Below are 7,614 nucleotides of genomic sequence, written 5' to 3'. Positions count from 1 at the left end.
CAACATGGATCATCTGCGCGAGCACAAGAAGGAGAGCCTGAGGGCCTTGGCCGCCTGAGCACCGTCATGTGTACGCCGCTCCGCGAAACACCGGGGCTGCGCGGCGGACACGCCGACGTCACCGCAATGCCACGCCATTTTGCAGAACTTGACGCACACAACTCGGATTCCTCCGTCTGCCCGCTTCGCTCCGTGCAGACCGGGGAGACCCCTCCGCCCCCCTTGCTCCCCGCTGCTCGCCGCGATGCAGGGGGACAGGCGACCTGAACCCGTGCCCAAGCCGATCTGATGGCAGAGGCGGTGGGGCTGGACATGGGCCCGTGGTAGACATACGTGCCACACAAATCCTCATGCTCGCCTAACCGGCCGCAAGGCATGGCAATCCGGGCTGACCCGACGAAAGAAGGAGTAGGTCTCGGCCATTCCCGTGTCCGAGCCCAGAAAAGTTACTGGTTTCCTTACGGGCGCGATACAAAGGGCACAGGCTGGACTTGGCTGCCGGGGGCGGGGCTTGTCGACCGCTCGATCGAAAGTGAGAGACGAGGAGGAGAATCACCGACCTGCAGAGCGGCAAGGCGCTCGCCTACCTCCCTGTCAGTTACCGTTAGCCGATGGTTTAGACGAAGATAGTCCGTCCATGTCGGCGTGCGGAATGTCTCGGTCCAAAGAGTCGAGTTCTGAAGATCGCGCTGGAGGGTCCAGTCCCGCGCACCGGCACGGCTCTGAACGCGCCGCCTTTCGCGCATGCAGCTCAGAAATTCCTCGATATTCTCCTCGGGGATCGAGTACTCCACCTTGATCACGATCGGGCCGCTCCTGGGCTTCAAATCGAGGGCCAGTTCTGGTGGCCTGAAGTCGAAGGCCCCTTGATCCGATTCCTCCCATAGCCGTACCGGCAATAGCTTTCCCACAGCTGCAACCAGCAACAGCGCCGCTGCAGCACCTTCCAAAGCCCACGTCAGGGAATAGTACTGCGCGACAGCACCCCAGATCCAGCTGCCCGCTGCCATGCCGCCGTAGGTCAGGGCGTAATAGATCGACAGGGTGCGACCAACGACCCATCTTGGGCTGCCAACTGCACACACACGTCGGTTCCGGTCCAGGTGACAACCCAGCCTGCGCCAGCGATTGCAAGCGCGATCGCTGCTACAGCCACCGATGATGTGAGAGCCAGTAAAAGGCAACACGTTGCGCAAGCAACGGACGCGAGCGTGATCAATCGATTTTGGGACGTGATGCGTCTCAAGTAGCTATTGCCAATGCCCGCGATGAAGGCGCCTGTGCCGAAGCCGGCCAACAGGACGCCGTAAACAATTGGCCCCCCCGCCAGTTGGTCGCGAACTAGGAGGGGGAGCAGAGCAAGGATCGAGATGCTTGACAGCCCGAACAGGGTTGCACGCACGATCGCCACTCTGATCTCCGAGGAGATTGCCGTGAAGCGCATGCCATCATGAATGGCCGTCGTCATCCGCTCGCGCGGAAGAGGCGAAGAACGAACTTGCCACTTGGAGCGCAGGACAGCGCTCAATGGGACCAGGTCGGTCAGCGCAGCGAAGGCGAAAGCCGTAAGGGGGCCCAGCAAAGCCAAAATTACACCGCCCAGCGCCGGTCCTATGCTCCGAACCACGTTGTACCCCACCGACATCAGCGTCACTGCAGCGGGTATGTCGCGCTTTTCGAGGATGTCGCCGACCGAGGCGTGCCAGGCTGGATCATTCAAGGCAAAGCCGCATCCCGCCAAGAAACTCAGTCCCAAGATCAGCCATGGACTGACAAAGCCCAGTCCAACAGAGAGAGCCAGCGCCGTGGATGCCAGTGCGATCAGGCAATGTCCGGCAAGCATCACGCCGCGGCGGCTGAAGCTGTCTGCAATCGCTCCAGCAAGGATCGACAAGAAGAAGGCGGGCAGTGTCGATGCAGCCTGCACGAGCGCAACCATCAGATCGGAGGCTGAAATCGTTGCCATAAGCCAGCTTATAGCCACGCTCTGCACCAGCCAGCCAAGGCTGGATATCTGCGTGGCTGTCCAGATCGAACGAAAGACCGGATTCTGAAGAGGAATCAGTGTGTTTGCTGCAAAGGGCGGGGAATCTTGACGCCGCATGACTTCTCACCTCCACCACGTAGTTCTTTCGCTCACTCACTTGCTGACAGCGGTGCGCTTACGCACAGCTGCGTCACAACCAAGTTCCGATATCGCGCTCGCAACAAAGTAAACAAAGTAGATGTCGCATCCACGGTGCTGATGCGCGATGAGTGTGCCAGTTGGGCGTCAGCTGGTCTGGGTCGCGCAGCCCGATGGGGTGCGGTCTGCCCTGCGACTCTTGGCCTTGTACGGTGCTACCGCCCCGATGGCCGGGTTGTCAAACTGCCACGGTGCTAGCAGCGCCCATCCCATCCTGACAGGCATGAGCATACGACGCAGCGCATCGCTGGTATCGGAGGCGGGTGCAAGATCAAGGGTGGCATCGTCTTGACAAGTACGAGCTGGTGGACGCCTTTGCCCGACCTACACATCGGCGATTTATGGGGCCGCCGTTCAACTCGTTGGTCTATGCACAAAAAAACATAATACGCTTGAAAAGACGTTTCGGGCCGGTGCCGGGGCCGAGGAGGGGGCTGAAGCCTTCACCATCGTCATCCCGCCGCCGAATGTCACCGGCTCGCTGCATATGGGTCATGCCGCTCAACAACACGCTTCAGGACATTCTGGTGCGCTTCGAGCGCATGCGCGGCAAGAACGTGCTGTGGCAGCCGGGCATGGACCATGCCGGCATCGCCACGCAGATGGTGGTCGAGCGCCAGCTGATGGAGAAGCAGATCCACCGCCGCGACCTGACCCGCGATGAGTTCATCGACAAGGTGTGGGAATGGAAGGCAGAATCCGGCGGCGCGATCCTCAACCAGCTGAAGCGGCTCGGGGCCTCGGCCGACTGGAGCCGGGAGCGCTTCACCATGGACGAGGGCCTGTCCAAGGCCGTGCTCGAAGTGTTCGTGACGCTCTACAAGGAAGGGCTGATCTACAAGGACAAGCGCCTTGTGAACTGGGACCCGAAGCTGTTGACCGCCATCTCGGATCTCGAGGTCGAGCAGCAGGAAGTCAACGGCAACCTCTGGCACTTCCGCTATCCAGTCGAGGGCATGACCTTCGATCCGGAAAATCCGAAGACCTTCATTACCGTTGCGACGACCCGCCCGGAGACGATGCTGGGCGATACGGCTGTCGCAGTCCACCCCGACGACGAACGTTTCCGGCATCTTGTCGACAAGAACCTCATCCTGCCGATCGTCGGCCGCAGGATCCCGGTGGTCGCGGACGAGTATTCCGATCCCGAAAAAGGCAGTGGTGCGGTCAAGATCACGCCGGCGCATGACTTCAACGACTTCGAGGTCGGCAAGCGCCACCGGCTGGCGGCGGTCAACATCCTCACTGTCAATGCGGCGGTCACCCTCACGGACAATGACGACTTTCTCGCCGGGCTGGAGGTGACGCCGGAGCGCTAGGCGGTCTGGGGCGAGCTCGACGGTCTCGACCGTTTAGTCGCGCACAAGAAGATCGCCGAGCTGATGCAGACCGGCGGTTTCCTCGAAAAGGTCGGGCCGCATCGCCAGGCCTGAAGCGGCGGTTGCGGCGGTCCTGAACAAGGTGCGGTCTCTCCGCGCCAACGCATCCGACACCGAGATTTTCGATCGAAATCTAAGCATCGTCGAAGATGCTTTGCCTGATCTAGGCGCCCAACCGTAGCAGGCCGCATTGCTGCGCCAGCCGCCACGTAAAGCGCTGCCAGAGTTCTTGCACCCGCGTCATTCGGCTGCCGCTTTGAAGGTTCCGCCTAGGGCCTGCATCAGATCATCGATAATGTCCTGAGGATGCTCAAGTCCCACTGACATTCGCAGTAATCCGCCTGGCGCCTTGGACTTGGCACCCTCGACGGATGCGCGATGCTCAATCAGAGAGTGCGTCCCGCCAAGGCTTGTCGCCCTGGCAATAACCTCGAGGCGGCCGGCCACGGCCATCGCAGCATCGGCTCCGCCTTTGACGATAAAGGATAGCATCGCTCCGTAATGGCTCATTTGCCGCTTAGCGAGATCGTGTCCCGGATCAGTTTGCAGGCCAGGAAAAAGTACTTTTTCGACACGCGGATGAGACGCCAAAGCCTCAGCAACCTTCTGGGCGCCTTCGCAATGCGCGCGCATGCGTACCGACAATGTCTGCAGGCCCCGCAATGCCAGCCAACAGTCGAATGGCGCTGCGACGCTGCCCTTGTGTCTCTGGACCATCCGCAGTGGGCGACCGAGGGGTGACGAGTGCGGGACAATGACGACGCCCGCCATCAAGTCCGAGTGGCCGCCGATGTACTTTGTCGCCGAGTGCATGACCGCGTCCGCCCCAACTTCGAGGGGCCGTTGAAGCACTGGAGTTGCCCACGTGTTGTCCACTACGGCCAAGGCGCCAGCCTCGTGCGCGATTTTGCAGATGGCCGAAATGTCGACAACGCGGATCATCGGGTTTGACGGCGTCTCGACCCAGACGAGGCCAGTCCGCTTCGACGTGACCGCGGCGCGCACGGCATCCAGATCGCGCATGTCGACGGCCGCAAAGTCGAAGCGAGACCCAATGTCGGTCTCGTCAATCAGCGAACGAATGCCGAAATACATGTGATCCGGCAGAACGATCCGACCCGTCGACGGATGGCTCTCAAAGACTGCAGCGATTGCAGCCATGCCCGACGCGAAGGCAATGCCATCTTCTCCGCCCTCGAGCGCGGCCATGGCCATTTCGAACGCGTTGCGTGTCGGATTTCCATCCCGGGTGTATTCGAATCCGGAAGGAAACGAGCCGTCGACGCTACGTTGGAACGTCGTGCTGGTGTGCAGCGGCAGGGACACCGCTCCCGTGGAAGCGTCGACAGCTCGGCCGCAATGGATCGCCTTCGTTTCAAAACGCATCGGTCATTTCCTCGCTAACGGGGCAGTTGCACAATTTCAGGCCGGTCATTATATTGACCGTAATAAGTGAGCCGAGGCACTAAGTCAATATAATGACCGATGTTACGACAGCGTTGGACCCCGAGCGGGTGCTTGGCCAAGCGATAGCGGTTCGGATCCGACAATTGAGGCGCGACCAAAACCTGACCCTGGATCGACTGGCAAAACTGAGCGGCTTATCCAAGGGAACCGTCGTCACGCTGGAGCAAGGCAAGGCGAACCCCAGCATCGGCATACTTTGCCGACTGGCGGCGGCGTTTTCGCTCTCGGTGGCCGATTTGTTGAATGACCATCCTTCCACAGTTCGCCTTCCTATTGAGCGGACAGAGACGAGGACGCTTTGGACAAGCGCTAAAGGAAGCTTTGCACAACTTCATTCATCGATCTCGGGACGAACGATGTTCGAACTGTGGAGCTGGGCCATTATGCCGGGCGACGTGTTTTCCTCAGATGCTCATAGTCCGGATACGCGCGAGCTGATCTCGGTGACTCAGGGGTCCCTAAGTGTCGTGGTGGGTACCCACGCAGTAATTTTGAGCCAAGGCGAGAGTGTGCGGCTTGTCACTGACCAACCGCACTCATACGCGGCGGCATCTGATCTGCCTGCCCACTTCTCGATGGCAGTTCTTGAGCGTGGTGGACAGCGAGATCCGGGGCCCTCTTCGCCGGCAACAAAGATGCCCGGGCCCGTTCCGCAAGACACCGCCGCTCGCTAACGACCGCCCATTCGCGACAGGAGATCCACCGTTGTACGTTCCGCCCCATTTTGCCGTCCCCGATCAGAACACCCTGTTTGACCTAATCGAGAGACATCCGCTCGGTATCCTGGTCACCCACAGCAAAGGCACACTCGACGCGAACCACATTCCCTTCGAGCTTGACCGCTCGAAGGGAGACAAAGGCCTCCTCAATTGCCATGTTGCACGCAAAAATCGAGTCTGGGAGGAAGTTGCCAATGGCGATGAAGTCCTCGTTATCTTCCGTGCGGCCGACGCTTACATCTCGCCGAACTGGTATCCAAGCAAGCATGAATTCCATAAGCAGGTGCCGACGTGGAACTATCTCGTCGTCCACGCCCACGGACTCATCACTGTCCGGGATGATGAGCGCTATGTGCGCCGTAACGTGGCGAAGCTCACTCACATGCATGAAGCCTCGCAGCCTGCCTCGTGGAAGATGGGCGACGCGCCGAAGGACTTCATTGACACGATGGTTAAGGCGATCGTCGCCCTGGAGATCGAGATCACCGGCCTGGTTGGTAAATCAAAACTCAGCCAGAACAAAGAGGTGCGCGACATTCAGAACGCTGGTGAAATGCTGAATGCCCGAGGCGTCAATGGGATGGGAGAAGCGATGCTCGCGGCTGCGGCGGCCAAATCCCAATAGCATCTATCTTGTCCCGATAAGCCGCTGGTGCTGGATTTCCAAGGGGTGACCTTGAGAGACAAATGCTTCGGCTCGCCGGAAACGCGACCAGCACCTGACCACCCGCTATGCGGCAGATGGACAAGAACTCAGGCCGCCATCGCCAGCCACATCCGCAATGCCGCCGGATCGATGGAAGCTGCTTACCCCGCCAGCCTTTCCGGTCATGTCGCCTGCGTCGTCAATACCTCGAACAGCAGCCTGGCGCTTAAACCGAGTTGCGTGTTCGGTATGGCGGCACAGCGGTTTCGAGATCGGAGCCGACTGGCAGCGAACGCCACCCCCACGGTGGCGCTGCCTCGCAGCCAGGTTGAATGACCAAGCAGCCGGGATGTTCGGCAGGCTTGCACCCGCTTCAGATGCGAGACGGGTCAAGACGATCATCCTGCACAACGTCACGCGGCGGTGGGCCGGTTTCGAAAAGGGCCGGCCCCGGCCGTTCATACAAGTGGAGTTGGGGGCGGGGCCGGATCAAGCCTATCGGGTCAAACCCGCCGGGACCGCGCGTACATCATCCCAGCAACGCCAGGCGCTCGTCCGGCGCCATGCGGGCTTCGCTTGGCCCGCCGAATGTCTGGACCGGCATCGCGGAGCATGGCGCACCAGTCTCCCACATTGTACGTAGTCGCCATGCTGCCCCTAGCCAGATCGCAAATGACGCACGGCTTGTTCGCGATTGGCGAGCTGAAGCACGTTGACGGCCGTGCCGGGCGATGCGCCGTCCCAGACTATCATCCCAAAGTCCGCGCGCCGCGCCATCTCCCGGTCTTTGGCGGCTGGATCCAGTATCCTCTAGCGCCTTCACGAGACGGGACCTGGTAGGCAGCCCAGTCGCCCAGATTATTGCTAGCTTCCTCGCTCTGACCGCCGTCTCCCTCTGGCCCTGCGTGAGGGATCGTCATCCGGCTGCAGGCCGGCGCGCCCGGACGCTGCCGCTACGGAGGCGCTACGCGCGTGGAGCTAGTGGCCTTTGTCGGCCAGCCAGAGGCCCACGTCCTGGATCGAGCGCATGAGCACCGACGGATTGTCCCGCGCGGGAATGAAGCCCCAGCTCTGCCAGTAGCGCTCGGCCTCGGCGTCGATCGCCCGCACCACCACTGCGCGGGGGCCCCCGGCGGGTGGGGGGGCCCGCCGCACGCGGCCCCGCCGCCTGTCAACCGACCAAGCACCGGGCGCTGGCGGGAGTAGAAAGTGGAGCGC

4 protein-coding genes and 2 pseudogenes are annotated in these 7,614 nt (G+C 61.1%); 3 read left to right on the top strand and 3 right to left on the bottom strand.

Annotated features, from left to right (window positions below):
• Positions 1 to 458 precede the first annotated feature (458 nt).
• Positions 459 to 2,104, bottom strand: a pseudogene (locus NKI72_RS33410) (MFS transporter).
• A gap of 484 nt (positions 2,105 to 2,588) precedes the next feature.
• Between NKI72_RS33410 and NKI72_RS33405 the strand changes: the two are divergent.
• A pseudogene (locus NKI72_RS33405) lies at positions 2,589 to 3,615 on the top strand (class I tRNA ligase family protein); the annotation flags it as partial.
• Positions 3,616 to 3,804: 189 nt separating this feature from the next.
• Here NKI72_RS33405 and NKI72_RS33400 read toward each other — a convergent pair.
• The gene (locus tag NKI72_RS33400; RefSeq protein ID WP_352692592.1) at positions 3,805 to 4,950 is read right to left on the bottom strand and encodes a trans-sulfuration enzyme family protein; all 1,146 of its coding nucleotides are present in this window, start codon (positions 4,948 to 4,950) and stop codon (positions 3,805 to 3,807) included.
• Positions 4,951 to 5,042: 92 nt separating this feature from the next.
• Between NKI72_RS33400 and NKI72_RS33395 the strand changes: the two genes are divergently transcribed.
• Both NKI72_RS33395 and NKI72_RS33390 read left to right on the top strand, forming a co-directional pair.
• The gene (locus NKI72_RS33395) at positions 5,043 to 5,705 is read left to right on the top strand and encodes a helix-turn-helix domain-containing protein (RefSeq protein WP_352625521.1); all 663 of its coding nucleotides are present in this window, start codon (positions 5,043 to 5,045) and stop codon (positions 5,703 to 5,705) included.
• A gap of 31 nt (positions 5,706 to 5,736) precedes the next feature.
• Positions 5,737 to 6,375 carry an FMN-binding negative transcriptional regulator gene (locus NKI72_RS33390; RefSeq protein ID WP_352852043.1) on the top strand — a complete coding sequence of 213 codons (639 nt, stop codon included), beginning with the start codon at positions 5,737 to 5,739 and terminating at the stop codon, positions 6,373 to 6,375.
• A gap of 999 nt (positions 6,376 to 7,374) precedes the next feature.
• Here NKI72_RS33390 and NKI72_RS33385 read toward each other — a convergent pair.
• Complete coding sequence (locus NKI72_RS33385) at positions 7,375 to 7,506, bottom strand: GCN5 family acetyltransferase (protein WP_352852042.1); 132 nt, start codon at positions 7,504 to 7,506, stop codon at positions 7,375 to 7,377.
• Between the last annotated feature and the right edge of the window lie 108 nt (positions 7,507 to 7,614).

The sequence above is a fragment of the Mesorhizobium sp. M0437 genome, assembly GCF_040321335.1.
GTDB lineage: Bacteria > Pseudomonadota > Alphaproteobacteria > Rhizobiales > Rhizobiaceae > Mesorhizobium.
This window is presented reverse-complemented; position numbering and strand designations above follow the sequence as displayed.